Raw genomic sequence first — 25,111 nt, 5'->3', positions numbered from 1 at the left:
AGCGCCTTCCCTCAGCGCGCCAAGTCATAGGCGTACGACGCCGTGAAGGTCCCCGGCCTCCCCTTGCACCCGTCCGACTCCCCCGGCAGCTTCACCCACAGATAGGCGTCGATCCGCGCCTCACCGGTACTCAGCGTCGGCGCCCGGCCCAGCTTGCGGCCCGCCGGATCGCACCACTCCCCGTCCGCCGGAGCCCCGGCGCCGTTGCGGCTGGTGTCGATGACGGCGCCCAGACCCGCCGGGCCGCCGAGGGCGTCGAGGACCTGTCGGTCGTAGGCGATCTCGTCGCTCGTGGCGTGGAAGTTGGAGACGTTGCTGAAGATGCCGTCGGAGGACGCGGCCGAGGCGGCGCCGGCCTGCTTCAGCCGCTCCGCCTGCTTCGCGGGCGTGTTCCAGCCGGAGTGCCCGGCGTCGTAGTACACGCGCGCCTTCGGGTTCGCCTCCTTGAAGGCGCGGCCCGCGCGGGCCAACGAGGCGAAGCGGTCGGCGCGTTCCCTCGCGGAGAGGCACTCGGACTGGGCGACGGCGTCGGGCTCCAGGATCACGATGACGTCGCCGGAGCCCAGCCCCGCGGCGAACCTGTCGATCCAGGCGTCGTACGCGTCGAGGTCGGGCGCCCCGCCCTCGGAGTACCCGCCGCAGTCACGGTCCGGTATCGCGTACGGCACGACCACCGGCACCCGCCCCAGCGCCGCGCCGCCCGAAGTGACCGCGCGGACCCGGGCGGTGACGGTCTGCGGTGTGAAGTCGGCGAACCACACCGCGGCCGGCTGGGCGGCGATCCGGGACTCGATGACGGCGTGGCGCGGGTCGCCGGCGTGGGCGCGGACCCATTCGAGGACCTGGGAGTCGGGGTGGCGGTAGAGACGGGCGGACACCACGGCCGGCTGCTGCTTCCGCTCGGTCCTGGTCGGCGAGGGCGTGGGGCTCGCGGGACTCGTGGGGCGGGCCTGCCTCCTCGGTGTCGGTGAAGCGGCCGTCGGCGAAGGGGACTTGGTGACCGACGGGGAGGCCGAGGGCACGAGCGGCAGGGGCTCCAGGCTCGGCGAGCGCGTCGTCGCGGGCGGCCCGGCCTCGTCGGAGCGCCCCCTGTCGTCGAGCGCGGAGATCATGCCGGTCGCGGAGCCGACGGCGACCACCGCGAAGGCGGCCACGACCATGGCGTGGCGCCGTACCGCCCTCCTGCGCTCGGACCTGCGTGCGGCCAGTCGCTGGGCACGTAAGCCTGGCACGGTCCTGCTCCCCCTCCCCCGACAGCGAGCGCGTTCCCCCGTTCTGGGGAAGCGCCGGGCCCGCCGACACTCCCGCCAGCCTAAAGCTGGGACTCTGCCCCCATGGCGCAATGCGAACAATTCACCACACCCGTGGACGCGGTCATCTCCCGTATGCGCGCCCTCGACGCGACCCTGCCCCAAGCCGACGGAGTCGCGGTCTTCAACCGCGTCTACCTCACCGTCACGGAGGCGGTCGACCGGCACATCGACGGCGGCCGGTTCACGGACGCGCGGGCCGCGATCACGCTGGACGTGCGGTTCGCGGAGCGGTATCTCGCGGCGGTGCGCACGGCCCAGGAGGAGGGGCGCCCGCCCGCCTGCTGGCGGCCCCTGTTCCAGATGCGCCGCCATCCCGGCGTACGTCCGCTGCAGTTCGCGCTCGCGGGCATCAACGCGCACATCGGGCACGACCTGGCGCTCGCCGTCGTGGACACCTGCCGTAGCCTCGACTGCGAACCCGCCGAGCTGGAGGACGAGTTCGACCGCGTGGGTGATCTCCTCGTCTCGCTGGAGGAGCGCATCCGCGAAGATCTGATGCCGGGCCCCGACCTGTTCCAGATCGCCGACCCGCTCACCCATCTGCTCGGTTCCTGGAGCCTGGAGCGGGCCCGGGACGCCACCTGGTCGGCGGCCCGCGCCCTGTGGGCGCTGCGCCGACTGCCGGACCTCGCCGAGGAGTTCACCGAGCGGCTGGACGGGGCGGTGGGGTTCGCGGGACGCATGCTGCTCACGCCACTGCCGGACTGATCCGGCCACTCCCGCGCCGAGGCATCTCAACCAGTAGATGAACGTTGTACGTTCGACATGACTGGACCTCTTGCGAAGGAGCACAGGCATGGCGACTCGGCTCGGACTCGCACTCCCCCAGAACAGGCAGTACGACCTCGGCAGGGACGTCCCGGACGTGGCGCGCGCCGCCGAGGCGGTCGGCTACGAGAGCCTGTGGGTGTACGAGCGCGCCCTGTTCCCCGAGCCCGCCACTCAGGGCCTGTACGGCATCGAGGGCCTGCCCTGGCCGGACGACTACCGCGGGGTCGCCGACCCGCTGGTCACACTCACGCTGGCGGCCGCGGCCACCGAGCGGGCCCGGCTCGGCACCAGCGTGCTGGTGGCCCCGCTGCACGTGCCCTTCCAGCTCGCCAAGTCGCTCGCGACCCTGGACGCGGCGAGCGGCGGCCGCCTCGTCGCGGGCCTGGGCACCGGATGGTCGCACGACGAGTACGCGGCCGCCGCCGTCCGTCCCTTCGAGGAGCGCGGCCGGGTCCTCGACGAGGTGCTGGAGGTCTGCCGCGCGGTCTGGGGCCCGGACCCGGTGTCGTACGACGGCCGGATCACGAAGATCGCCCCCGCCGTGGTCGGCCCCAAGCCGGCCCGGCCCATCCCGATCCTGCTCGCCGCCGCCACCCCCAAGGCGCGCCGCCGGCTGGTGGACCACGCCGACGGGTGGATGCCCGTCGCCCTGAGCGCCGAGTCGCTGGCCGAGCAGTGGCAGGAGTTGCAGGACCTGGCGGCCGAGCGGGGGCGCACGGAACCGATCCGGACGGTCGTGCGCACCAACGCGCGCTATTCCGCCAAGGGTTACGAGGGCCCCGACCGCCCGCCCTTCCACGGCAGCGTGGACCAGATCGTCGAGGACCTGGCCGCGTACGCCGAGGTCGGCCTGGACGAGATCTTCGTCGACCTCCAGAGCACCGTGCGCGACGCCCAGGAACTCAAGGACGTCGCCGCTCAGGTGTACGAGAAGGCGCGGGCCGCCGGGATCTGATCCGCCTCCAGGTGGCTCAGTCCTCGGGCAGCTCGACCGGCGCGATCTCGTCGTACAGGTCGCCCGGCCCCGGGTTGGTCGGGTCGGTGGCCCCGCCGAAGTGGTGCATGACGCCCCAGACCGCGTTCAGCGCGGTCTGGATCGCGCCCTCGGCCCAGCCGGCCGTCCAGGAGATGTCGTCACCGGCGAGGAAGATGCCCCGCTTGTCCTCGGCCAGCCGGTCCTGCATGAAGTGCGTGAACAGGCGCCGCTGGTAGCGGTAGTGGCCCGGCAGGTTGGCCTTGAACGCGCCCATGAAGTACGGCTCGTTCTCCCACGACACCGTCACCGGGTTGCCGATGATGTGCTTGCGGATGTCGACCTTCGGATAGATCTCGCCGAGCGACTTCAGCATGACCTCCATCCGCTCGTTCGCGGACAGCGGCAGCCACTTCAGGCTGTCGTCGCACCAGGTGTACGACAGGCAGATGACGGCGGGCTTGTCCGGACCGTCGTCGAGGAGGTAGGTCCCGCGGGTCATACGGTCGGTGAGCGTCATCGACATGACGTCCCGGCCGGTGTCCTCGTCCTTGTCCAGCCAGAAGGGCCGGTCGACGGGCACGAACAGCTTCGAGCTCTCCATGTAGTGGGTGCGCTCGATGGCCGTCCAGTGGTCGATCGGGAACAGCGAGTCGTCGCAGGCGATCTTCGACAGCAGCATCCAGGACTGCGCGGTGAAGACGGCCGCCTGGTAGGTACGGATGTCGCCGTTCGCGTCGGTCACGGTGATCCGGTTGCCCGCGGTGCGGTGCAGCCGGGTCACGGCCGGGCGGGGCGCGCCGTCCTCGTGCAGGCTCGCCAGCGAGGTGCCGTGGGCCCAGTGGACGATCTTCTCCGGCTCGCGCTCCCACAGGCGCAGCGGCAGCTGCTGGGAGCCGCCGACGATGCCGCGGTGGTGGTCGTCGGCCTCGGTGTAGACGACGCGCAGGATCTCCAGGATGGAGTTGGGGAAGTCGGTGTCCCAGCCGCCGGTGCCGAAGCCGACCTGGCCGAAGATCTCGCGGTGCCGGAAGGACTTGAAGGCCTCGGAGTCGCAGAGGAAGCCGTAGAAGGTCTGGTTGTCGAGCTTCTCGACGAGCTTCGCCCAGATCTCGCGGATGCGCGGGACGTCACGCTCGCGCATGGCCCGGTTCATGTCGGAGAAGTCGGCGCCCTCGTCGAGGCACTTGTTCCACGCGGCGGCGACGTCCCGGTAGACCTGCGGGAGGTCCTCGATCGTCTCGGCGTAGTGCGACTCGCCCTTGAGGTCGACGACCGTCGAAGGGGTCGCCTCGGCAAGAGGGTTGGGGAAGGGACGGGTCTGAAGGCCCACGAGGTCGATGTAGTGCTGGAGGGCCGTGGAGGACGGCGGGAAGCGCATCGCGCCCATCTCGGCGGTCAGGCCCTCGGTGCCCGGGCCGTCGAAGCCGACGGTCCGCAGCCGCCCGCCGATCTGGTCGGCCTCGTACACGACCGGCTTGAGGCCCATCTTCATCAGCTCGTACGCGGCCACGATGCCGGAGAGCCCGCCGCCGATGACCGCGACCTCGGTGCCGTGCTCCGTCGCCGGTATCTGGCCGAGGCCCGCCGGGTGGGCGAGGAAGTCGTCGTACGCGTACGGGAAGTCCGGGCCGAACATGGTGATCGGCGGCTGCTGCTCGTCGGCGTGCTGGACGGCGTTGGGCACCGTGGACGTCATGGGGTGCGGACTCCTTGCACAAACAGGGACTTCGGGGGCGAGGGGGGGGTGAGGCTCAGATCAAGGAGCCGTAGAGACCGGGGCGGCGGTCCCTCAGATACGGGTTCGCCTCGCGGGAGGCGGCGAGGAAGACGGGGTCGACGTCGGCGAGCACGAGCTCCTCACCGCGCCCGGCACGGGTGCGCGCGACCCCGTCGGGGCCGGCGAGGGTGGAGAGGCCGACGAACTCGAACTCCCCTTCCTGACCGGCCCGGTTGACGTACGCGACGTACATCTGGTTCTCGAAGGCGCGCACCGGGATCATCGACTCGGCGACGAACTGGAAGGGGTGCATCTGCGCGGTCGGCACGACGAGCAGGTCGGTACCGGCGAGGGCGTGGGCGCGGACGTTCTCCGGGAACTCGACGTCGTAGCAGATCAGAATGCCGACGCGGAGGCCGTCGATCTCGGCCTGGACGACCGGCTGGTCCCCCGCCGTGAAGTGGTCGCGCTCGAAGCAGCCGAAGAGGTGGGTCTTGCGGTGGTTGGCGAGCCGGGTGCCGTCGGCGGAGATCAGCTGGGCGGAGTTGAAGACGGCGTCGCCGGACCGCTCGGGGTAGCCGTAGGCGATCGCCAGGCCGTGCCGGGTCGCCGTCTCGGCGATCGCGTCCGCGCAGTCGCCGTCGGCGGGCTCGGCGAGGCGGGCGATGTCGTCGCCGATCGCGTACCCGGTCAGGAACATCTCCGGCGCGACCAGCAGCCCGGCGCCCGCGGCGGCGGCACGGCCCGCGGCGTCGTCGAGCACCTTGAGGTTCTCGACGGTCGAGCCGGGTCGGCCGGAGCTCTGGAGCAGGGCGGTGCGCATGCGTGATCCTCACCGGGCGGAAGGGGGTTTGGGGGCCATGTAGAAGGTACGGGCGGCTGACCAGGGCGGACAAGGAGGAGCCGTTGCGCGCCGGTGAGCGGTTCGTTGCGTCGGCCACGGGTCCGGCGGCGATTCGTTGCGCACCCTCGGACGGAGGTCCCGTCCTCCTCGGAGCGGAGGGGCGTACGGGCCTCCCCGCCGTGCGGCGGAGGCGGGGTCCCGTCCTCGGTGCGATGTGGCGGGGGCGGGCCGCCGCGAGAGTGGTGGCTGTCCGGTTGACCTGCGGAAAGGACCGCCATGAACCGCCGTACGAAGACCGTTGTGCTGTGCTGTGCGCTGCTGTTGCTCACCGCCGGAACGGTCGGTCCCGCCGCCACCGCGACGAGCGGACCGCCTCAGCGCGAGGCCGCCGCGCTCACCGGCACCGCCAAGCTGCACCGCTCGGCGGGGGACGACATCACGTTCACGTTCGACGCTCACCTCGCCGCCGCGGACAAGGCAGACCCGATGAAGGCCACCGGCACCTTCGAGTTCAGCCACTACCTCAACGACTGGGGCGCCCGGGCGAAGGCCAGGGTCGACTGCCTCATCACCGGCGGCAAGGTGGCCGTCGTCTCCGGCGTCATCACCGACTCCGACCTGCCCGGTGCCGAGGGCAAGCGGGTCGGCGTCACCGTGCACGACCTCGGCCGCCATGACCGGCTCGGCTACAGCTGGGCCTCCACGGGCCGCCCCGGCGCGGGGCAGGAGCCGCCCAAGTGCGTGAGCTCCGCCCCCTTCGAGAAGGTCAAGAACGGGACGGGCGACTTCACGGTCGTGCCCTGGCAGCCCGAGCTCTAGCGAGGACCAGCGCCGTCACCAGATAGGGAACCGCGAGCACAGCGAAGACGGTGCTGTGCGCCGCGCCCGCCCCGACCAGCGCGTACAGGCCGAACGTCGCGACGGTGGCCGCCTCCGTGCCCAGACCGGCCACGGAGGTGAGCGTGGCCCGGCGGGACTCGTCGATACGGTGCTGGAGGCGGGCGTCGGCAAGCACCTCCGCCACCTGGAACCCGCCGAAGGCGAGGCCGACCAGCGCGATTCCGGCGGTGCTGCCGGCCGCGGCTCCCACGGCCAGGGCGAGCGCGGAGCCCGCGAGCAGCGCCGCGAGCCCTCTGGTGCCGAGGCGTTCGGCCGGCCCGGTCAGCAGGCTTCCGGCGGTGACGCCCGCCCAGATCAGCAGGATCAGATAGGGCACGGTCGCCTCGGCGACGCCGAGGTCCCGGACCAGCAGCGGGGTGTACTCGTCGAGCGCGCCCCAGACGGCGGCGACGGCGGGGACCAGCAGCAGCGCACCGCGCACGGAACGGTCCCCGCGGACCTCGGCGAGTCCGGTACGCAGCGTCGTCGCCCAGCTGTCGCCCCCGGTCTCCGGCGGCACCCGGTGCTCCGGGAACCGGGTCGCCGTGGCCGCGGTCAGCAGACAGGCCAGGATGCTCGCCGCGCCGACGGCCGGATATCCGCCCAGGGCGACGACGGGTGCGGCGAGACCGACGGAGGCCATCGTCGCCACCAGCCGCGCGGCCCGGGCCCGGCCCATGACCCGCGCATACCGGTCGGCGGCACCCAGCCTCTCCAGTTCGTCGTACACCAGCGCCTCCAGCGCGCCGGAGCCGAGCGCTCCGCCGGCGCCCCACAGGACGAAGCCGAGCGCGAAGGCCCAGTACGACGGCACCAGCACCCACAGCCCGAAGCCGACGGCCGTGAGCAGCGGTCCGAGCCACAGCAACAGCCGCCGCGAGACGGCGTCGGCCCAGGCGCCGGAGGGGACCTCCAGCAGGACGGCGGTCACCGACCACAGGGCGAACAGGGAGGAGATCTGCCAGAGCGACAGGCCGGTGTCGGCGAACAGCAGCGCGTACACCGGGTAGAGCAGGACGAAGTCGTCGAGGAACGAGTAGCCGTACAGCGTGGCCGTGAGCCGCCGGACACCGGTGGCGGGCACACGCGCAGGTGAGAGTGTCATGAGGCCTTCCCGCAGGGACTGTTCGGACACCGGGGGTACGGCGTCCGAGGCGGCCCTCGGGAGGCACGGCTGGTGGATCAATGTCGCCAGGTCATGGCACCGATGGTAGGCGGACCGGGGGCAGGGGCGCAGCGAGAATTCCGCTGTGGGCACCCTCCGCCGGGAGGAGTCCGACGCCACGTGTCTCCGCCGAGCGGCGACGGAGGTCGGCCCTCGGGGGGACGCCGGTGTGCGGGGCCCCGCGCGAGACTGCCGGCATGGACGCCACCGAGATCCACGACCTGCCGTTCGTCGACGCGCACACGTCGATCGTCGCCGCGCCGCCGGACGCCGTCTGGCGAGCCATCGCAGACACCGTGGACCACCACTTCGCGAACAGGCCGGCCGCGGTCGCCGCGCGCCTCCTCGGCTGCGCCGACCGCTCGCCGACCCCCGGCTTCCCTGTGGTCACCGCGGAACCGGGGAATGAGCTGGCCCTCGCCGGAAGCCATCGCTTCTCGACGTATGCCTTGGTCTTCCGCCTGGAGGAGGCCACCAAGGGGCACACCCGGGTGCGCGCCGAGACCCGGGCCACGTTCCCTGGCCCGGCAGGCCGCCTCTACCGGCTCCTCGTGATCGGGACGCGCGGCCATGAACTGGCTGTACGGCGCATGCTGACGACCGTACGCAAACGCGCCCTCCAGGGGCGCGGGGAACTGCGCGACGAGCCACGATGAAGCTGCAGGCGGGCGACGGCACGACGCGGCACTGCCCCACGCCGCACCACCCGCGGAGCGCTACGTAGGCGACCCGGAAGAAAACCGCCGCAGCAACGGCGAAAGCACCAACACCGACTTGGTCCGCTCCACGAACGGCTCCCCCGCGATGCGCTCCAGCACCCGCTCGAAGTGCCGCATGTCGGAGGCGAAGACCTGCACGACCGCGTCCGCCTCACCGGTGACGGTCGACGCGGCCACGACCTCCTGATACCGCTCCAGCCCCCGCTGGATCGTCTCCGGCGAGGTGTTGCGCCGGCAGTAGATCTCGACGAACCCCTCGGTCTCCCAGCCGAGCGCCGCCGGATCCACCCGGACGGTGAACCCTGTGATGGCTCCGGTGGCGCGCAGCCGGTCCACGCGCCGTTTCACGGCGGGCGCGGACAGGCCGACGAGTTGCCCGATGTCCGCGTAGGAGCGGCGGGCGTCCTCGGCGAGGGCGTGCACGATGCGTTCGTCGAGATCGTTCAGCACTGCGGGTGGTTCACTTCACTTCTGACATGGCAAGACGGGACCGGCGATAGCCGTACAGGAAGTAGAACACGAGACCCGCGGCCATCCAGAACCCGAAGACGACCCAGGTCACGGTGTCCAGGCTGAACATGTTGTACGCGCAGAACAGGAAACCCAGCACCGGCAGCACCGGCCCGAACGGCACCCTGAACGTGCGCTCGAGCTCCGGCCGCTTGTAACGCAGCACGATGACGGCGATGTTGACCAACGCGAAGGCGAAGAGCGTGCCGATGCTGGTGGCGTCGACGAGCTTGCCCAGCGGGATGAGTGCGGCGAGGACACCGCAGAAGAGGGACACGATGACCGTGTTGAGGCGGGGCGCGCCGGTCTTGTGGTGGACCTTGCCGAGCGCCTTGGGCACCAGGCCGTCGCGGGACATCGCGAAGAGGATGCGGGTCTGGCCGTACAGCACGGTCAGGACCACGCTCGCGATGGAGATGACCGCGCCGAGCGCGAGCAGCGTCCCCCAGAAGGACTGGCCGCTGACGTCGTTCATGATCGCGGCGAGGGAGGCCTCCGAGCCCTCGAACTTCTTCCAGTTCCAGGCGCCGACGGCGACACCCGCGACGAGCACGTACAGCGCGGTGACGATGATCAGCGACAGCATGATCGCCCGCGGCAGGTCCCGCTTGGGGTCCTTCGCCTCCTCACCGGCGGTGGAGGCGGCGTCGAAGCCGATGTAGGAGAAGAACAGCGTGGCACCGGCGGCGCTCACGCCCGCCATGCCGAGCGGCATGAAGTCGGAGTAGTTGCCCGACTTGAAGCCCATGAAGCCGACCGCGCAGAACAGCACCAGCGCGGCGATCTTGACGGCGACCATGATCGTGTTGGCGCGGGCGGACTCACGGACGCCGCCGAGCAGGAACACCATCGCCAGCAGGACGACGATCAGGGCGGGCAGGTTGATGATCCCGCCCTCCCCGGGCGCCGAGGACAGCACGGCCGGGATGGTGACCCCGATCGTGCCGTTCAGCAGCTCGTTGAGGTACTCGCCCCAGCCGACGGCGACGGCGGCCACCGACACGCCGTACTCCAGCACCAGACACCAGCCGCAGACCCAGGCGACCAGCTCACCCATCGTTGCGTATGCGTACGAGTACGAGGAGCCCGCGACCGGGATGCTGCCCGCCAGCTCGGCGTACGACAGGGCCGAGAACAGTGCCGTGAGGCCGGCGATCACGAAGGCCAGGGTGACCGCGGGGCCGGCCTCCGGGACGGCGTCGCCGAGGACGACGAAGATGCCGGTGCCGAGGGTGGCACCGATGCTGATCATGGTGAGCTGCCACAGCCCCAGGGAGCGCCGCAGGGACCCTCCCTCACCCTGGCCACCCTCCGCGACCAGGTGTTCCACGGGCTTGCGACGCATCAGGCGCGCGCCGACACCCGGGGACGGTGGGCCGGTCTGAGTGCGGTTGTGCGGGGGTGCGCCTTGGTCGAGCACGCGCTGACTCCTTCGTCGCTGCCTCTCAGGGCGGCGGGGACCGGCGGCACCCTGCGACAGCAGGAACCCATCGAGCGGGGTCCCTGCCACGCCACGTACGAGGCGACAGCCTATGAGGAGCGGCGTTGCCGTCGTAATGCAGCAACCTTGCGCGTACCCGAAAGATCATTGCGTTCCTCGGGCCTGGGTGAGGGTTCGTTGCGCGGTGGCTTTCGACCGTTGCGCGGGAGCTGCTCAGAGCAGTTCCTTGACGAAGAAGGTGCACGCGTCGACGCAGTCGCGCAGCCGGCCGTCGTCGGTCTCGTAGGACCAGCGGTCGTAGTAGTCGATCAGGGGCTCGTAGCCGAGCCGGGCGTAGAGGGCGGCGGCGCGCGGATTGTCCTTCGCGACGCCGATGCCGACCGTGGTGATCCCGCGTTCCGCGGCGAGTTCCTCGGCAGCATGGATCAGTGCGGTACCGATGCCGCGCGAGCGCAGTTCCTCCGGCCACACACCGAGTCCGTTGATCTCCGGGCATCCCGGCCGCGCGGCACGCACTGCTGCGGCGTCGCAGCCGGTCCAGCGCATCTCCACGTGCCCGACGGGCAGCCCCTCGAGCCAGGCGACGAGGTACGTGCCCTCGCCCCGCTCCTGACGCGCGAACCGGCGGGCGTGGAACGAGCCGACTCCCTGCGAGCCGATGTGTTCGTCGAGCAGCGCCACATCGGCGGGCCCGCAGACCGTGATCTCCATGGGCCGACGGTAGCTCGCAGGGCATGCGAACGGCCCCCGATTTTCCCGGCGGACGGGACAACGGGGGCCGTAGGAAAAGGAGTTGGCGTCAGCTCCAGCTGGCGTGCAGCGGCTTGCCCTCCGCGTAACCGGCGGCGCTCTGGATGCCGACGACGGCCTTCTCGGCGAACTCCTCGAGAGAGCCCGCACCCGCGTAGGTGCAGGACGACCGCACGCCCGCGATGATCGAGTCGATCAGGTCCTCCACGCCCGGGCGGTCCGGGTCGAGGAACATGCGGGAGGTGGAGATGCCCTCCTCGAACAGGGCCTTGCGGGCGCGGTCGTACGCCGACTCCTCCGACGTACGGTTGGCCACGGCCCGCGCGGACGCCATGCCGAAGGACTCCTTGTAGAGCCGCCCGCTGGCGTCCTGGTGGAGGTCGCCCGGCGACTCGTAGGTGCCCGCGAACCACGAGCCGACCATCACGTTGGACGCACCGGCCGCGAGCGCCATGGCGACATCACGCGGGTGCCGGACGCCGCCGTCGGCCCACACGTGCTTGCCGTACTTCTTCGCCTCGGCGGCACACTCCAGCACCGCCGAGAACTGCGGCCGGCCGACCCCGGTCATCATGCGGGTCGTGCACATCGCGCCCGGGCCGACACCGACCTTGATGATGTCGGCGCCCGCCTCGATCAGATCCCGTACGCCCTCGGCGGCGACGATGTTGCCCGCGACGATCGGCACCTGCGGGTCGAGCGCCCGCACGGTCCTGATCGCGGCGATCATCGACTCCTGATGGCCGTGCGCCGTGTCGATGACGAGGGTGTCGACGCCCGCGTCGAGCAGCTGCTTGGCCTTGCCCGCGACGTCGCCGTTGATGCCGACGGCGGCCGCGATGCGCAGCTTGCCGTTGGCGTCGACGGCCGGCGAGTACAGCGTGGCGCGCAGGGCGCCCTTGCGGGTGAGGATGCCGGCGAGGCGGCCGCCCGCGTCGACGGCGGGGGCGTAGCGCCGGTTGTGGTGGTCGAGGGTGTTGAAGGCCTCGCGCGGGTCCTGGTCGGCGTCGAGGAGCAGCAGGTCCCGGGACATGACCACTTCGAGCTGGGTGAAGCGGTCCACGCCGGACAGGTCGGAGTCGGTGACGACGCCGATCGGCTTGAAGTCCTCGTCGACGACCACACCGGCGTTGTGCGCGCGCTTGGGCAGCAGGGCCAGCGCGTCGGCGACGGTCTGGTGGGGGGCCAGCACGATCGGGGTGTCGAGGACGAGGTGGCGGCTCTTGACCCAGGAGACGACCTCGGTGACGACCTCGATCGGGATGTCCTGCGGGATGACCACCAGGCCGCCGCGCCGGGCCATGGTCTCGGCCATACGGCGGCCGGCGATGGCGGTCATGTTGGCGACGACCAGCGGGATCGTGGTGCCCGTGCCGTCCGGGGAGCTGAGGTCCACGCCCTGCCGCGAGCCGACCGCACTGCGGCTCGGCACCATGAAGACGTCGTCGTACGTCAGGTCGTACGCGGGCTGGATGTCGTTGAGGAAACGCACGTGCTGCACATCCCAGTCGATCAGAGGTGGCCCCCGGACAGGTCAGCCAGGGGGAAGAGCACGTACTTCATTGTCCCATGCTGACCGGATTGCGATGCACGGTCGCTTCATACGAGCAGGTCAGAGGGGTCCTAGGAGGATCCTCCGAGAGCAACCGTCACGGAGAGTGCCGGCGTCCGGTCCACCGCCTCGGAGAAGACGTCCTGAGCGATCTCCCACTCGTCGGGCCGCGCCTTCGCATACGGCCGCCAGTTCCGTACGACGATCAGCAGCCCCTGCTCGACGGCACCCTCGGGCCAGACGGTGTGGTCGGAGAGGGAGTCGGCGAGGGCGTCCCAGTTGCGGCCGAACCAGTCGGGCAGGTCCAGGGCGCGGGCGCAGCGGTCCATCAGGCCCGCCTTGTCCGTGACCCCGTCGAGGTCCAGCGTGACCACGAGCTGCGTCATCTCAGTACCGCCAAGGTCGTAGTGATCGTGATGAACGAAGGGGCGGCCCCAGGCGGACCGCCCCTTATTCTGACACCCCGTCAGTTTCCGTCGGGATCGGCCCGGTTGAGCGCGGGCTTCGGCGTCTGTCCCGCCGTCATCAGCACGTCCGCCGCCGCCGTGTCCGTCACCAGGCTGGTGACGAGCCCCGACCGCAGCACCGCGTCGATCGCGGCCGCCTTGCGCTGCCCGCCGGCGATCGCGACGACCTCGGGGATACGGCGGAGCTGGTCGGCCTTGACCGTGATGCACCGCTCCCCCAGGTCCCGTCCGACCCGGCGTCCCTCGGCGTCGAAGAGGTGCGCGGACATCTCGGCGGCGACGCCGAGGGAGGCGTAGTGCGCCCGCTCCTCGTCGCTGAGCATGTCGTGCACCGTGGAGATGCCGGGCTCCCAGGAGCCGATGGAGACGCAGGCGACCGTGACCTTGTCGAAGTACTCGAAGGCCCGGGCGATCCCGGTCTGGTGACGCAGCGCCGCCGCGGTGGCCGCGTCCGGCAGCAGCATCGGCGCGTAGATGGGGTGGGCGTCGCCGCCGGAGACCTGGGCGGCACGGCGCACCGCCTCGACCGAACCGCGTTCGGCGGTTCCGGCGTCGTACACACCGGTCAGCTGCACCACCGTGCAGGGCGGCAGCCGGTCGAGGGCGGCCGCCATGTGGATGGTGGACCGGCCCCAGGCCAGGCCCAGCACATCCCCCTCGTTCACGAGTTCGCCGAGCAGGTCGGCGGCCACTTCTCCCAGGTTCTCCGGGTCGGGCGACTCCTCGGCCTCGGCCGGGGACTCGACCACGACGGCGTGCCTGAGGCCGTAGCGGGCGCGCAGCGCGTCGGAGCGCTCCGCGTCCAGCTCGGCCGGCACACGGATCTCGATACGCACCAGATCCCGTTCGAGAGCGGTCTCCAGGACCCGGGCCACCTTGAAGCGGCTGACGCCGAACTCCTCCGCGATCTGGATCTTGGACTTGCCCTCGAGGTAGAAGCGGCGGGCCATGGCCGCCGCCTGCACCAGCTCAGCGGGTCCCATCCGCATGGCTGACCGGCCCGCCGACATACCCGACACGGCGATCTCCTCACTGCTGTTCACACTCTGGATTCGCCGTTCATCCTTGCAGATCCGGCGCTCTTGATCCGCCCTGATGGCGGCCGTTCACGTTCCCTTGGTTCAGTGGTCGCATGCCCAGGCCGCGGTCTTCGTGACCGCCTCCGCCTGAGCGCGCAGTGCACGGACCGCTTCGGCCGGGTCCTCGGCCCCGTACACCGCCGATCCGGCGACGAAGACATCGGCGCCCGCCTCGGCGCACCGCTCGATGGTCGAGGCGGAGACCCCGCCGTCCACCTGGAGCCACAGCTGAAGTCCGTGCTTGCTGATCAACTCGCGGGTGCGGCGAATCTTCGGAAGCATGATGTCGAGAAACGCCTGACCACCGAAGCCCGGCTCGACCGTCATGATCAGCAGCATGTCGAGCTCGGGGAGCAGATCCTCGTACGGCTCGATGGGCGTCGCCGGCTTGAGCGCCATGGAGGCACGCGCGCCCTTGGCCCGGATCTCCCGCGCCAGCCGCACGGGTGCCGCGGCGGCCTCGACATGGAAGGTGACGGAGGAGGCCCCCGCTTCCACGTACTGGGGCGCCCACCGATCGGGGGCCTCGATCATCAGATGGCAGTCCAGCGGGGTGCCCGTCGCACGGGCCAGCGACTCTACGACCGGCACGCCGAGCGTGAGGTTCGGGACGAAATGGTTGTCCATGACGTCGACGTGGAGCCAGTCGGCTCCCTCGACCGCCTTCGCCTCGTCCGCGAGGCGGGCGAAGTCGGCGGACAGGATGCTGGGGTTGATCTGCGGGGCCATGACCCAAGACTGCCATGCCGGAGCACGAATGTTCGCGCCGGTACAGACCTGAGACGTTCATCGGATGTTGTGTCCGGTTCGCGCGCGCCATGCCGGGCGGCCGACCGGCTCCGCATACGGCTGGGGGGATGGCCATGACGGGGACCCAGGACGAGCGCCGGTCAGGGTCGGGGCGGCGGGGCGTCGCGCACCTGGTCTGCGGCCGACGCGCCAAGTGGGTGGTGCTCGTGCTGTGGCTGGCGGCGCTGTTCCTGACGGCGCCGTTCGCCCAGAAGCTGACCGACGCACAGGACAACGACGCGGCCTCCTGGCTGCCGGGGTCGGCGGAATCCACTCAAGTCCTGGAGATCTCCGAGAACTTCAGGCCGGAGCAGATCCCCGCGGTCGTCATCTACGCCCGCGACGGCGGACTGACGGCACCGGACCGGGCGGCGATCACCGAGGACGTGGCCGCGCTCAAGCAGCTGAGCGACCACGGCATACGGGGCTGGGAGACCCGGGGGCCGGTCTTCGACCGCGAGGCGGACCCGCGCGCGGCCCAGGTCCAGGTCCCGATCACCATGGACGAGAAGGGCTGGGACCGCATAGCGCCCGCCGTCGACTCCATCCGGGACATCGTCGGCGAGGGCGACGGCGGACTGGCCGTCCACATCACGGGCCCGGGCGGCACGTCCGCGGACTTCGCGGAGGCCTTCGAGGGCATCGACTCCACGCTGCTGCTGTCGGCGATGACGGTGGTCATCGTCATGCTCCTGCTGACCTACCGCAGCCCGACCCTGCTCCTGGTCCCCCTCATCTCCGTGATCGTCGCCCTGTTCACCGCACAGGCCTTCATCTACTTCCTCGCGGAACACGGGGGCCTGACGGTCAACGGCCAGAGCGCGGGCATCCTCACGGTCCTGGTCTTCGGGGCCGGCACGGACTACGCACTCCTCCTCGTGGCCCGCTACCGCGAGGAACTGCGCCGCCACGAGGACCGCCACGAGGCGATGGCCCTGGCCCTGCACCGCGCGGGCCCGGCGGTGATCGCCTCCGGCGCGACCGTCGTACTGAGCATGCTGGTCCTGCTGGCGGCGGACATGAACTCGACGAGGGGCCTCGGCCCGGTGGCCGCGATCGGCGTGACGGTGGGCCTCCTGGCCATGCTCACCCTCTTCCCCGCCCTCCTCGTCATCTGCGGCCGCTGGATCTTCTGGCCGGTGATCCCGCACCTGGGTACGGAGAACCCGGACGAGCGAGGCGTCTGGGCCCGCATGGGCCGCCGTATCACCCACCGCCCGCGCATGGTCTGGGCCGTCACGGCCATCGCCCTGGCGATCTGCTCCCTCGGCCTGATCCAGCTGCGCGCCGAAGGGCTGAGCAACGCCGACGCCTTCACCGACAAGCCGGACTCGATCACCGGCCAGGAGGTCTCCGCACGCTACTTCCCGGCCGGCAGCGGCGACCCAATGGTCATCGTCAGCAACCAGGCACAGGCCGTACAGGTGGGCCGCGCGGTAGCCGAGACACGGGGCGTCATCCCCGACTCACTGGGCCTTCCCCCGGGCACCAAACCCTCGTACGACGGCAAGGTGCTCTTCGAGGCGACGATGTCGGCCCCCTCCGACAGCGAGGCCGCGAAACAGACCGTCGAACGGGTCCGCGACGCCGTCCACGAGGTACCGGACGCGGACGCCCAGGTGGGCGGCGGTACGGCGGCCTTGCTGGACATGGACAAGGCGACAACCCACGACAACGTACTGATCATCCCGCTGGTCCTGCTCGTGGTCCTGCTGATCCTCTGCGCCCTGCTCCGCGCCCTGATCGCCCCACTCCTGCTGATCGGCACGGTGATCCTGTCGTTCGCCGCCGCGCTGGGCATCAGCGCCCTGGCCTTCCGCCACCTCTTCGACTACGCGGGCGAGTCGACCGACTTCCCGCTGTTCGTCTTCGTCTTCCTGGTGGCGCTGGGCATCGACTACAACATCTTCCTCACGACCCGCATCCGCGAGGAGGCCACCCACCAGGGCACCCGCCCCGGCGTAGTCACCGGCCTCGCCGCCACCGGCGCCGTCATCACCTCGGCCGGCCTGGTCCTCGCCGGCACCTTCGCCGCCCTGGGCACCCTCCCCATGGTCGCCTTCGCCGAAATTGGCTTCGCGGTCGCGCTGGGGGTGCTCCTGGACACGTTCATCGTCCGCTCGGTCCTGGTGACGGCCTTGTTCCTGGACGCGGGCCCGAAGGTCTGGTGGCCGCATCGGCTGGCGCGGGAGGACGGGGGGAGGGCGGCGGTTCCGGGGGTGGAGGAGGGGGTGGCTGAGCGGGGAGGTTGAGAGATGGCCGGGCCATACCCACGGCCAACGGCACCTCTCAACGCCCGTCCGCACCATCCAGCCCGTCCGGCGTTTGAGGACGAGGCCCCTTTTAAGGGCCGAAGCGGGGTCTGGGGCGGCAGCCCCAGCGGGGTCCAGGGGCGGAGCCCCTGGCGGGGCCGAAGGGGCAGCGCCCCTGGGGATGGGACGGGTAGGGGCGGCGGGGGCGAACAACAGCCACGGCCCACACCGACACCGGCCGCCGAACAACCGACACCGCGCCGCACCCCCCGCCTCAGCCCACCTGGCCCGCCCGGTCCACCTGACCCACCTTCCGAATCAACGCCAAATACATCGCATCCGTCCCATGCAGATGAGGCCACAACTGCACATCCGGCCCCTCCCCCAACTCCGGCACCCCCGGGAACAGCCCCCGAGCATCGATCAGCTCCGCATCGGCCCGCTGCTTCAACACGTCCTCGACAACGGCCCGAGTCTCCGCGAGATGCGGCGAACACGTGGCGTACCCGACCACCCCACCCACCCGCACAGAATCAAGAGCGACCTGCAACAGCCCCCGCTGCAGAGGCGCAAACCCCTCCAGGTCCTCCGGCCGCCGCCGCCACCGCGCCTCCGGCCGCCGCCGCAGCGCCCCGAGCCCGGTGCACGGAACATCCATCAGCACCCGGTCAAAACTCCCGGCTCGCCACGCCGGCCGCGTCCCATCACCAACGATGACCTGATACGGCCCCGGATTGCCCTCAAGTGCCTTGGCCACAAGCCCCGCCCGATGCGGCTGCTTCTCGGACGCGATCAGCATGGCCCCACGCTCAGCGGCCAACGCCCCGAGCAACGCCGCCTTTCCACCGGGCCCGGCACACCCGTCGAGCCACCGCTCATCGGGCCCGTCGAGAGGAGCGTTGGCAAGGGCGAGCGCAACCAGCTGACTCCCCTCGTCCTGCACCCCCGCACGCCCTTCCCGCACGGCCTCGATCGCCCCCGGCTCGCCACCCTCGGCCAGCCGCACGGCATACGGCGACCAACGCCCCGGCACAGCGGCCTCCTCGCCGAGCAGCTCCGCGGTCGTGGCCCGCCCCGGCCGCGCGACCAGCGTCACCTCGGGCCGCTCGTTGTCAGCCTGCAGCAACCGCTCGATCCCGGCCCGCCCGCCACCGAGCGAGTCCCACAGCGCCGAGACGACCCACCGGGGATGCGAGTGCACGACGGAGAGATGGTCCTCGGGATCCTCGTCGTAGGGCGGAGCGACCCGTTGGATCCACCCGTCGAGATCGTGCTGCGCGACTTTCCTCAGCACGGCGTTGACGAACTTGGCCCGCCCGTCCCCCAGCACGACTCGCGCGAGCTCCACGGACGCGGAAACGGCGGCATGCGGCGGAATCCGCGTCCCCAGCAGCTGATGCACACCCAGGCTCAGCACATCGAGCACCGGCGGGTCGACCTCACGCAGTGGCCGATCCACGCAAGCGGAGATGACGGCGTCGTACGTCCCCTGCCACCGCAGCGTCCCGTACACGAGCTCGGTGGCGAGCGCGGCGTCCCGCCCGTCGAAGTCGCCCTTCTCCCGTGCCTTGCGCAACAGCGGCGGCAGCACGAGGTTGGCGTACGCGTCTCGCTCGTCCACGGCACGCAGCGCCTCGAAGGCGAGAACGCGGACGGGGTCCTTCTTGGGCCGTCGGTAGGGCTTGCCGGGTTTGCGGGGCCGACGGGAGGTGTCGCTCACGAAAAAGGTGCTCCGGATTGCTGGATGAGATGTACGACCAGCCTACGTCGCACCGCCGGCCCGGCGTACGGCTGGTACACCCCGCGGCCGTCCCGTCGGTCAGCCCCGTCGATCAGCCCACGTCGGACAGGCCCCGGTCAGCCCCGTCGGTCAGCCCACGTCGCACAGGCCCCGGTCAGCCCCCGAGGCTCTCCCCATCGGTCAGACCCCGATGGCCATGCCTGACGTTCAGACGCCGAGGCTCTCACCGTCCCCGATCCGCACGCCCCGCGCCCAGTCCGCGGCCCGCATCGGCTTCTTGCCCTGAGCCTGCACCCACAGCAACTCGACGGCGTACGACCCGGTCCCGACGTACACGTTGTTCTTCCCGACGGACAGCACCCCCGGGGCGAGATCGTCCCGCCCGGGCACCGGCTGCACCTGGATGAGCTTGAGCCGCTCGCCGCGGAAGACGGTCCAGGCACCGGGCGCGGGGGTGCACCCGCGCACGACACGGTCGACGCGCAGGGAGGGAGCACTCCAGTCGATGTGGGCGTCCTCGACGTTGACCTTGGGTGCGAGGCTGATCCCCTCGGACGGCTGCGGTACGGCCTTCAGCGTGCCGTCCTCGATCCCGTCCATGGTCGCGGCGAGCAGCCCGGCGCCCGCGAAGGCGAGGCGGGTCAGCAGATCGCCGCTGGTGTCGGTGGCCCGGACCTCCTCGGTGACGGTGCCGTAGACGGGTCCGGAGTCGAGCCCTTCCTCGATGAGGAAGGTGGAGGCCCCGGTGATCTCGTCGCCCGCCATGATGGCGTGCTGCACGGGGGCGGCCCCACGCCAGGCGGGCAGCAGCGAGAAGTGCAGGTTGACCCAGCCGTGGGCCGGGATGTCGAGGGCGACGCGCGGGAGCAGGGCGCCGTAGGCGACGACGGGACAGCAGTCGGGGGCGATCTCCCTGAGCCGCTCCAGGAACTCGGGGTCGCGCGGCTTGGCGGGCTTGAGCACCTCGATCCCGGCATCCGCGGCCCGCTCGGCCACCGGGCTCGCCACCAGCCTGCGCCCACGCCCGGCCGGCGCGTCGGGCCGCGTGACGACGGCGGCCACCTCATGCCGCCCGGAGGCGATCAGAGCGTCCAGAGCGGGAACGGCGACCTCGGGGGTACCGGCGAAGACAAGCTTCATGGGTGGGTACGGGCCTCTCGGGCGGGGTTGGTTGGGCAACACACAAGTCTATGGGGGCGGGGCACAGGGGCTCACGTCGGCAGCACCGCAAACGAATGCGCCCCCTGTGAGCCCCGCGGGAGAGTCCGGCCGCTCGGCCAACTGGAAGCGTGTGATGCGAGGACAGGCACCTGACTGAGGCCGAGGACCGAGGCGCACCATCCCACCCGGGGGCGTAGGCATATGCCCACACGCCCCCAATGCGTGACCCGCGGAGCGCTCCCGCGTTGGTCAAGAAAGAGTTGACCACAACGGGCCGCATGCGCCGAATTCGCGGCCCTCTCCTTTTCACGCCGGTTCGAGAGGCTTGTTCATGGCCGACCACGCAACCCACGACGCCCAGGCTCGGGCCAGCCTGCACTTGCTGGTGCGGGACATCGAGCGGGTCCGCCGGCAGGTGGACGCACTGCGCACGCTCACCGCCCAACTGGGCAACGTCTACCGCCCGCGCCGCTCCGGTCCCTCCACGGGCTTCGTCGTCTACGGACGCGCCCCCGCCCCGACGGTCCGTCTCGCCCAGGAGCTGCGGGACAGCGTCGAAACCCTGGTCACGGCAGCCGTGGACTTCGACCGCTCACTCGGCTTCTCCTGGGACGCGGTGGGTTCCGCCCTCGGCGTCACCAAGCAGGCGGTCCACCGCCGCTACGGCGCCCGTCGCGCCGCCGCCCAGTCGGCGGCGGAGACCGAGCGGACGACCGAGCCTTCGGGATCCCGGACGGTCAACGTCACGACCGCCCTCCCCCCGGTGCCGACGGTCCCCGCGGCCCGCTCCATGCCCACGCAGCCGACGGCCGGCAGTCCCGCCCTCCGCGACGAGGCCCGACCCACGGCGTTCCCCGGCCCGCGCAACGGCTGACGCCTCCTCACTCTGCCCTCCTGGAACGCGACCGGGAGGGCAGCGGCATGCCGGGACACCGGAAGGCCGGTCTCATGGCCAGGACAACCGCACCCAGGACACCCGCGAGCCCGCAGGCACCAGGCACCAGGCACCAGGCACCAGGCACCAGGCACCAGGCACCAGGCACCAGGCACCAGGCACCAGGCACCAGGCAGTGTCCGCCGATGTCAGGCAGCGGGCAGCGTCACCCGATGTCAGGCGGATCAACCCGCACCCGCACCGCGGCCACGTCTCCCCCTCCCCGCGCCATCCGCGCCGCCTGCGCGGCCTTCAACGCGGCAGCCAACGCGGCCCCTCTCCCGGGCGGCACCCGGATCAACGCCCGGTCCCAGTGCTCCCCGGGCGGCGGTGCCCCCACCCGCCGCGGCCGCCCCACCGCCGTGACGGGCAGTGGCACGGGCCCCAACACCTCGGCCTCCGGCGGCATTTCGACCGTACGGAGGAACTCTGTGACCGCCTCCCCCGGCCCGGCCACGGAAGCCATCCGGGACACCGGCGGAAACCCCAACTCGGCCCGCTCGGCGAGCTCCCGCACCGCATGCCCGACGGGATCCCACCGCACCAGCGCCTGCACAGGCCGCAACGTGGGCTCGGCGACGACGACCACCGTCCCCCCGGCGCCCTGCGGCCGTACCAGCGAGGCGGCCCCGATCCACCGCCGCAACGCGTCCTCGCCCGCCCGCAGATCGGGCCGCCCGAGCATGGCCCAGCCGTCCAACAGCAACGCGGCCGCATACCCGCCCTCGGCAACGGGCTCGGCCCCCGGCGTGCTCACCACCAGCGAGGGAGTGCCCGGCACGGTGTCCAGCACATGCTCACGCCCGGAGGTCCGCACCGGAACCGCGGGAAAGGCCCGCCCCAACTCCTCGGCGGTCCGCCGCGCGCCCACCACTTGGGCCCGCAACCGGAACCCGCCGCACTCCGGACAGTGCCAGCCACCCTCCTCACGCCCACACCACCCGCACCGCAGATCCGCCCCCGAGCCCCGCGCCTCCAGGGGCCCGGAACAGTGCCGGCACCGAGCCGGCGCCCGGCAGTCGGCGCAGGCCATCCGCGGCACGTACCCGCGCCTGGGCACCTGTACGAGGACCGGCCCCTGCCGCAGCCCCTCCCGCACGACCTGCCAGGCGAGAGTCGGAAGCCGGGCGGCCCGAGCGGCCTCGTCCCGCGCGAGATCCGCATCCCCCACGGTCCGTACGAGCGGAGCCGCGCCCCGCACCCGCTCCCGGCCGGCGACGAGCGGCCGGGCCCAGCCGCTCTCCACGAGCTGGGCGGCCTCGACGGTGCAGCTCCAACTCCCCAGCAGAAAGCCGCACTTGTCCTGCGCGGCCCGAAGCAACAGCACTTCCCGCGCATGAGGCTGCGGGGCGTGCTGCTCGCTGTGGCTGTCGTCACCGTCGTCCCACAGCGCGACCAGCCCAAGGTCCTGCACAGGCGCGAACATGGCGGCCCGAGTCCCCACGACCGCCCGCACGCTCCCCCGCCGCACCGCGAGCCACTCCCGATACCGCTTCTCGGGCCCGGCATCAGCGGTCAGCACCGCATGCCGCCCCTCGCCCATGAGCGCCGTCAGGGCGGCATCGACCCGCGCGACGGCCCGCCCATCCGGCAGGACGACCAGCGCTCCGCGCCCGGAGGCCAGCGTCGCGACGACGGCCCGAGCCAGCTCCTCACTCCACTCGGGCCCGGGCAGCGCATTCCACACGGCCCGCGGCGCACCCCCGGCAGCCAGCGCCTCCAAAAAGAAGGCCCCCCGCTCGTACCGCCCCCAGGACCCCACCTCGGGCCTGCCAGGAGCCGGAAGCGCTGCCGGCGAGGGACGCTGCTCGGCCCGCGCACTGCGCGGCGGCACGGCCAGCTGCAACACATCGGCAAGCCCTCCGGCATACCGGTCGGCGACGGCCCGCGCGAGCCCCAACAACTCCTCACTCAAAACCCGCTCAGGCGAAACGACCTGCGCGAGCGCCGCGAGGGGCCCGGAGTAGTCGGACTCCGCGAGCCGCTCGACCAGGAACCCGTCAATGAGCCCCCCGCCCTCACGCCGCCCTTCCCGCACCCGATGCCGCCCGGCCCCGAACCGCACCCGCACCCGCACGCCGGGCTGCGCGTCGGCATCCAGCTCCTCCGGCACGGCGTAGTCGAAGTACCGATCAAGATGCAGCACACCCTTGTCGACCAGCACCCGCGCCACAGGCAGTTCCTTGGCCAGCGCGGCCCCCCGCCACGTCCGCGGCTTGGCCTTGGGCACCTTGGCCTTCCGCACACTCTCCCGAATAAGCGCAAGCTGCTCGGGCGGCGCCCCCTCGGCCCCACCACCCGTCTGCCCGTTCTCGCTGCTCACGCTTGCATTCTTACCAAACACCACTGACAACCGGCGGTGCCCGATCTCCCCCACGACGCCGGAACGCACTCTGCCTTGGCCCACTCGACCCCACCGTCCGGCCCTCGAACCGGTCGGCGGCCGGATTCGAACCAGCGAGGGGCTCCAGGGCACGGCCGTAGCACCGGGAGATCACCCGCGTACGATTCCGCAAGCACGTCTGGCCGGCCATTTCCGTGATCGTTTCAGCCGCCGACTTCGCGCCACGCTTTCCGGCGGCCTCCGGCTCGGTATCAGAACTGGAAACGGGAAACTCCGCTGCCCGCCTTGCTCGCCTGGATCAACAGGCCGACGCTGAGGGGGCCGGAAGGACCGAGAGACCAGGGGCGTCGGCCCAAGGGGGGAGTCAGGTGCTGGAGCAGCCACCTGTGTTCGGCGCGGAGTTACGGCGCCTGCGCATCGCGGCCGGGCTGACACTGACGCAGCTTGCGTCCTCTGTCCACTACAGCAAAGGACAGCTCAGCAAGATCGAGACGGGCCGCAAGCGTCCCTCCCCCGAACTGGCCCGCCTCTGCGACGCCACCCTCGGCGCACACGGCGCTCTCGTCGCACTGGCCCTCACACGACCGCAGAGCAACGCCGCAGGAGCCGTGCCCCGCGGGGAGGCGGAGACCGAGGACTGCCCGAGACCACAGGGTGCCCCGTCGCGCCGGCAGGTGATCGCCGTGGGCGCCGCCACGGTCCTGGCGACCGGGCCGACCGACCAGGTGACGGCAGCCGGCGGCCGGCGCCCGGACACGGCCGCGTTCGGCCTCACCGCCCCGGGCGAGCCCCTGTTGAGCGCCCACCGCGCCCTACTGGACCAGTACCGCCGTCTCGGCCAGGTGTCGCCCCCGAGCGCGGTGCTGCCCGTGGTGGCCGAGCAGACGCGTGCGCTGCGTGCGCTCGCGACCCGGACGGGTTCCCGGACCGGCCCCCAACTGCTCGCCCTGGCCGCGCGCTTCGCCGAGTACACGGGTTGGCTGTCCCAGGAGGCGGGCGACGAGAGCGCCGCGCTGCGCTGGACCGCGCACGCCGTGGACCTGGCCGCGGCCTCCGGGGACCACGATCTGGCGTCGTACGCCCTGGTACGCCGAGCGCTGATCACGTACTACCGCGGTGAGGCCGGCGACACCGTCGCCCTGGCCGAGGGCGCGCGCTCCGACCGCCTCCCGGCGCGCATCCGAGGGCTGGCGGCCCAGCGCGAGGCACAGGGCCACGCGCTCGCGGGCGACCACGACGCCTGCATGCGCGGCCTGGACCGAGCGCGCGCACTCCTCTCCAAGGACGTCGGTCCGAGCCCGGGCGCCCCGGTCCTGGGCACGACGCACCTCGTCGATCCGGTCACCATGATCACGGGCTGGTCTTTGGTGGACCTGGGCAGGCCCCGCGCGGCATCCGAGATCCTGGACCGTGAGTGCGCCCGGCTCCCTGCCGACGCCTGGCGCACCCAGGTCCGCTACGGCGTCCGCCGGGCTCTGGCACACGCGCTGGCCGGAGAGATCGACCACGCCTGTGAGCTCACCGAGCGACTGCTCCCGCTCGCCGTGAACGTGTCCTCGGCGACCGTCGCGACGGACCTGCGACGCCTGTCGCGCACGCTGTCCCGCCATCCCCGCAACCGGTCGTACCTGGCCGTGGCCCCACGCCTCACGGCAGCCCTCGTCCCCGCGCCTTAGCGGCACCGCCGCCTTCCCGTCCTCACGCCGT

21 protein-coding genes are annotated in these 25,111 nt (G+C 71.7%); 7 read left to right on the top strand and 14 right to left on the bottom strand.

Features of this window, described 5'->3' with window-relative positions; genetic code table 11:
• Positions 1-11: 11 nt before the first annotated feature.
• Positions 12-1,160 carry a glycoside hydrolase family 6 protein gene (locus ACIREI_RS25970; protein WP_403337417.1) on the bottom strand — a complete coding sequence of 383 codons (1,149 nt, stop codon included), beginning with the start codon at positions 1,158-1,160 and terminating at the stop codon, positions 12-14.
• 174 nt (positions 1,161-1,334) lie between these two features.
• Here ACIREI_RS25970 and ACIREI_RS25965 point away from each other — a divergent pair, with 174 nt between their 5' ends.
• Both ACIREI_RS25965 and ACIREI_RS25960 read left to right on the top strand, forming a co-directional pair.
• Positions 1,335-2,021, top strand: coding sequence for a DUF5995 family protein (locus ACIREI_RS25965; RefSeq protein ID WP_403337216.1), 687 nt, complete (start codon positions 1,335-1,337; stop codon positions 2,019-2,021).
• An 88-nt stretch (positions 2,022-2,109) separates the two neighbouring features.
• A complete protein-coding gene (locus ACIREI_RS25960) occupies positions 2,110-3,039 on the top strand; it encodes an LLM class F420-dependent oxidoreductase (protein WP_403337213.1) in 930 nt (309 codons plus the stop codon).
• A gap of 16 nt (positions 3,040-3,055) precedes the next feature.
• Here ACIREI_RS25960 and ACIREI_RS25955 read toward each other — a convergent pair whose 3' ends face one another.
• Positions 3,056-4,756, bottom strand: a complete 1,701-nt coding sequence (locus ACIREI_RS25955) for a flavin monoamine oxidase family protein (protein ID WP_403337210.1) — start codon at positions 4,754-4,756, stop codon at positions 3,056-3,058.
• Positions 4,757-4,811: 55 nt separating this feature from the next.
• On the bottom strand, positions 4,812-5,600 hold the full coding sequence (locus ACIREI_RS25950; RefSeq protein WP_403337207.1) for a carbon-nitrogen hydrolase family protein: 789 nt from the start codon (positions 5,598-5,600) through the stop codon (positions 4,812-4,814).
• A gap of 297 nt (positions 5,601-5,897) precedes the next feature.
• Between ACIREI_RS25950 and ACIREI_RS25945 the strand changes: the two genes are divergently transcribed.
• Positions 5,898-6,440: a Repetin gene (locus tag ACIREI_RS25945; RefSeq protein ID WP_403337205.1), complete on the top strand. Its 543-nt coding sequence runs from the start codon at positions 5,898-5,900 to the stop codon at positions 6,438-6,440.
• On the opposite strand, the gene ACIREI_RS25940 is transcribed toward ACIREI_RS25945, so the two are convergent.
• Complete coding sequence (locus ACIREI_RS25940; RefSeq protein ID WP_403337202.1) at positions 6,409-7,605, bottom strand: MFS transporter; 1,197 nt, start codon at positions 7,603-7,605, stop codon at positions 6,409-6,411. The genes ACIREI_RS25945 and ACIREI_RS25940 overlap by 32 nt on opposite strands.
• A gap of 257 nt (positions 7,606-7,862) precedes the next feature.
• Here ACIREI_RS25940 and ACIREI_RS25935 point away from each other — a divergent pair, with 257 nt between their 5' ends.
• Positions 7,863-8,321: a hypothetical protein gene (locus ACIREI_RS25935; RefSeq protein ID WP_403337199.1), complete on the top strand. Its 459-nt coding sequence runs from the start codon at positions 7,863-7,865 to the stop codon at positions 8,319-8,321.
• 60 nt (positions 8,322-8,381) lie between these two features.
• Here the strand turns inward: ACIREI_RS25935 and ACIREI_RS25930 are convergent, their stop codons facing one another.
• From ACIREI_RS25930 to rpe, 7 genes are all read right to left on the bottom strand, one after another.
• Positions 8,382-8,834: an Lrp/AsnC family transcriptional regulator gene (locus ACIREI_RS25930; protein ID WP_015661832.1), complete on the bottom strand. Its 453-nt coding sequence runs from the start codon at positions 8,832-8,834 to the stop codon at positions 8,382-8,384.
• A gap of 10 nt (positions 8,835-8,844) precedes the next feature.
• Positions 8,845-10,314 carry an amino acid permease gene (locus ACIREI_RS25925; protein ID WP_403337196.1) on the bottom strand — a complete coding sequence of 490 codons (1,470 nt, stop codon included), beginning with the start codon at positions 10,312-10,314 and terminating at the stop codon, positions 8,845-8,847.
• Positions 10,315-10,548: 234 nt separating this feature from the next.
• On the bottom strand, positions 10,549-11,046 hold the full coding sequence (locus ACIREI_RS25920; RefSeq protein ID WP_403337193.1) for a GNAT family N-acetyltransferase: 498 nt from the start codon (positions 11,044-11,046) through the stop codon (positions 10,549-10,551).
• 88 nt (positions 11,047-11,134) lie between these two features.
• The gene (locus ACIREI_RS25915) at positions 11,135-12,577 is read right to left on the bottom strand and encodes a GuaB1 family IMP dehydrogenase-related protein (RefSeq protein WP_403337415.1); all 1,443 of its coding nucleotides are present in this window, start codon (positions 12,575-12,577) and stop codon (positions 11,135-11,137) included.
• 131 nt (positions 12,578-12,708) lie between these two features.
• Positions 12,709-13,023 carry a barstar family protein gene (locus ACIREI_RS25910; protein WP_403337191.1) on the bottom strand — a complete coding sequence of 105 codons (315 nt, stop codon included), beginning with the start codon at positions 13,021-13,023 and terminating at the stop codon, positions 12,709-12,711.
• 80 nt (positions 13,024-13,103) lie between these two features.
• Complete coding sequence (locus ACIREI_RS25905) at positions 13,104-14,147, bottom strand: sugar-binding transcriptional regulator (RefSeq protein ID WP_403337188.1); 1,044 nt, start codon at positions 14,145-14,147, stop codon at positions 13,104-13,106.
• A 78-nt stretch (positions 14,148-14,225) separates the two neighbouring features.
• Entirely contained in the window at positions 14,226-14,912 is a 687-nt protein-coding gene (rpe, locus tag ACIREI_RS25900; protein ID WP_403337185.1) for a ribulose-phosphate 3-epimerase, read from the bottom strand.
• A gap of 134 nt (positions 14,913-15,046) precedes the next feature.
• Here rpe and ACIREI_RS25895 point away from each other — a divergent pair, with 134 nt between their 5' ends.
• Entirely contained in the window at positions 15,047-17,224 is a 2,178-nt protein-coding gene (locus ACIREI_RS25895; RefSeq protein WP_403337182.1) for an MMPL family transporter, read from the top strand.
• A gap of 274 nt (positions 17,225-17,498) precedes the next feature.
• On the opposite strand, the gene ACIREI_RS25890 is transcribed toward ACIREI_RS25895, so the two are convergent.
• Both ACIREI_RS25890 and fmt read right to left on the bottom strand, forming a co-directional pair.
• Positions 17,499-18,944, bottom strand: coding sequence for an RsmB/NOP family class I SAM-dependent RNA methyltransferase (locus ACIREI_RS25890; protein ID WP_403337179.1), 1,446 nt, complete (start codon positions 18,942-18,944; stop codon positions 17,499-17,501).
• Positions 18,945-19,172: 228 nt separating this feature from the next.
• Positions 19,173-20,105 (bottom strand): methionyl-tRNA formyltransferase, encoded by a 933-nt coding sequence (gene fmt / locus ACIREI_RS25885; protein WP_403337176.1) that lies wholly within the window; start codon positions 20,103-20,105, stop codon positions 19,173-19,175.
• A 352-nt stretch (positions 20,106-20,457) separates the two neighbouring features.
• Here fmt and ACIREI_RS25880 point away from each other — a divergent pair, with 352 nt between their 5' ends.
• Positions 20,458-21,000, top strand: a complete 543-nt coding sequence (locus ACIREI_RS25880; RefSeq protein ID WP_403337173.1) for a hypothetical protein — start codon at positions 20,458-20,460, stop codon at positions 20,998-21,000.
• A 226-nt stretch (positions 21,001-21,226) separates the two neighbouring features.
• On the opposite strand, the gene ACIREI_RS25875 is transcribed toward ACIREI_RS25880, so the two are convergent.
• A complete protein-coding gene (locus tag ACIREI_RS25875; RefSeq protein WP_403337170.1) occupies positions 21,227-23,383 on the bottom strand; it encodes a primosomal protein N' in 2,157 nt (718 codons plus the stop codon).
• 389 nt (positions 23,384-23,772) lie between these two features.
• Between ACIREI_RS25875 and ACIREI_RS25870 the strand changes: the two genes are divergently transcribed.
• On the top strand, positions 23,773-25,080 hold the full coding sequence (locus ACIREI_RS25870; RefSeq protein ID WP_403337167.1) for a helix-turn-helix domain-containing protein: 1,308 nt from the start codon (positions 23,773-23,775) through the stop codon (positions 25,078-25,080).
• Positions 25,081-25,111: the final 31 nt, after the last annotated feature.

Source organism: Streptomyces sp. NPDC093591 (assembly GCF_044764885.1).
Taxonomy (GTDB): Bacteria; Actinomycetota; Actinomycetes; order Streptomycetales; family Streptomycetaceae; genus Streptomyces.
Note: the sequence above shows the minus strand (reverse complement) of the source record. Positions and strands in the feature narration are given on the sequence as shown.

Coding starts and splice junctions, on each gene's coding strand:
- ACIREI_RS25895 (WP_403337182.1), top strand. CDS start 15,047: ATGACGGGGACCCAGGACGAGCGCCGGTCAGGGTCGGGGCGGCGGGGC.
- ACIREI_RS25965 (WP_403337216.1), top strand. CDS start 1,335: ATGGCGCAATGCGAACAATTCACCACACCCGTGGACGCGGTCATCTCC.
- ACIREI_RS25955 (WP_403337210.1), bottom strand. CDS start 4,756: ATGACGTCCACGGTGCCCAACGCCGTCCAGCACGCCGACGAGCAGCAG.
- ACIREI_RS25880 (WP_403337173.1), top strand. CDS start 20,458: ATGGCCGACCACGCAACCCACGACGCCCAGGCTCGGGCCAGCCTGCAC.
- ACIREI_RS25970 (WP_403337417.1), bottom strand. CDS start 1,160: ATGGTCGTGGCCGCCTTCGCGGTGGTCGCCGTCGGCTCCGCGACCGGC.
- rpe (WP_403337185.1), bottom strand. CDS start 14,912: ATGGCCCCGCAGATCAACCCCAGCATCCTGTCCGCCGACTTCGCCCGC.
- ACIREI_RS25945 (WP_403337205.1), top strand. CDS start 5,898: ATGAACCGCCGTACGAAGACCGTTGTGCTGTGCTGTGCGCTGCTGTTG.
- ACIREI_RS25935 (WP_403337199.1), top strand. CDS start 7,863: ATGGACGCCACCGAGATCCACGACCTGCCGTTCGTCGACGCGCACACG.
- ACIREI_RS25910 (WP_403337191.1), bottom strand. CDS start 13,023: ATGACGCAGCTCGTGGTCACGCTGGACCTCGACGGGGTCACGGACAAG.
- ACIREI_RS25940 (WP_403337202.1), bottom strand. CDS start 7,605: ATGACACTCTCACCTGCGCGTGTGCCCGCCACCGGTGTCCGGCGGCTC.
- ACIREI_RS25920 (WP_403337193.1), bottom strand. CDS start 11,046: ATGGAGATCACGGTCTGCGGGCCCGCCGATGTGGCGCTGCTCGACGAA.
- ACIREI_RS25950 (WP_403337207.1), bottom strand. CDS start 5,600: ATGCGCACCGCCCTGCTCCAGAGCTCCGGCCGACCCGGCTCGACCGTC.
- ACIREI_RS25960 (WP_403337213.1), top strand. CDS start 2,110: ATGGCGACTCGGCTCGGACTCGCACTCCCCCAGAACAGGCAGTACGAC.
- fmt (WP_403337176.1), bottom strand. CDS start 20,105: ATGAAGCTTGTCTTCGCCGGTACCCCCGAGGTCGCCGTTCCCGCTCTG.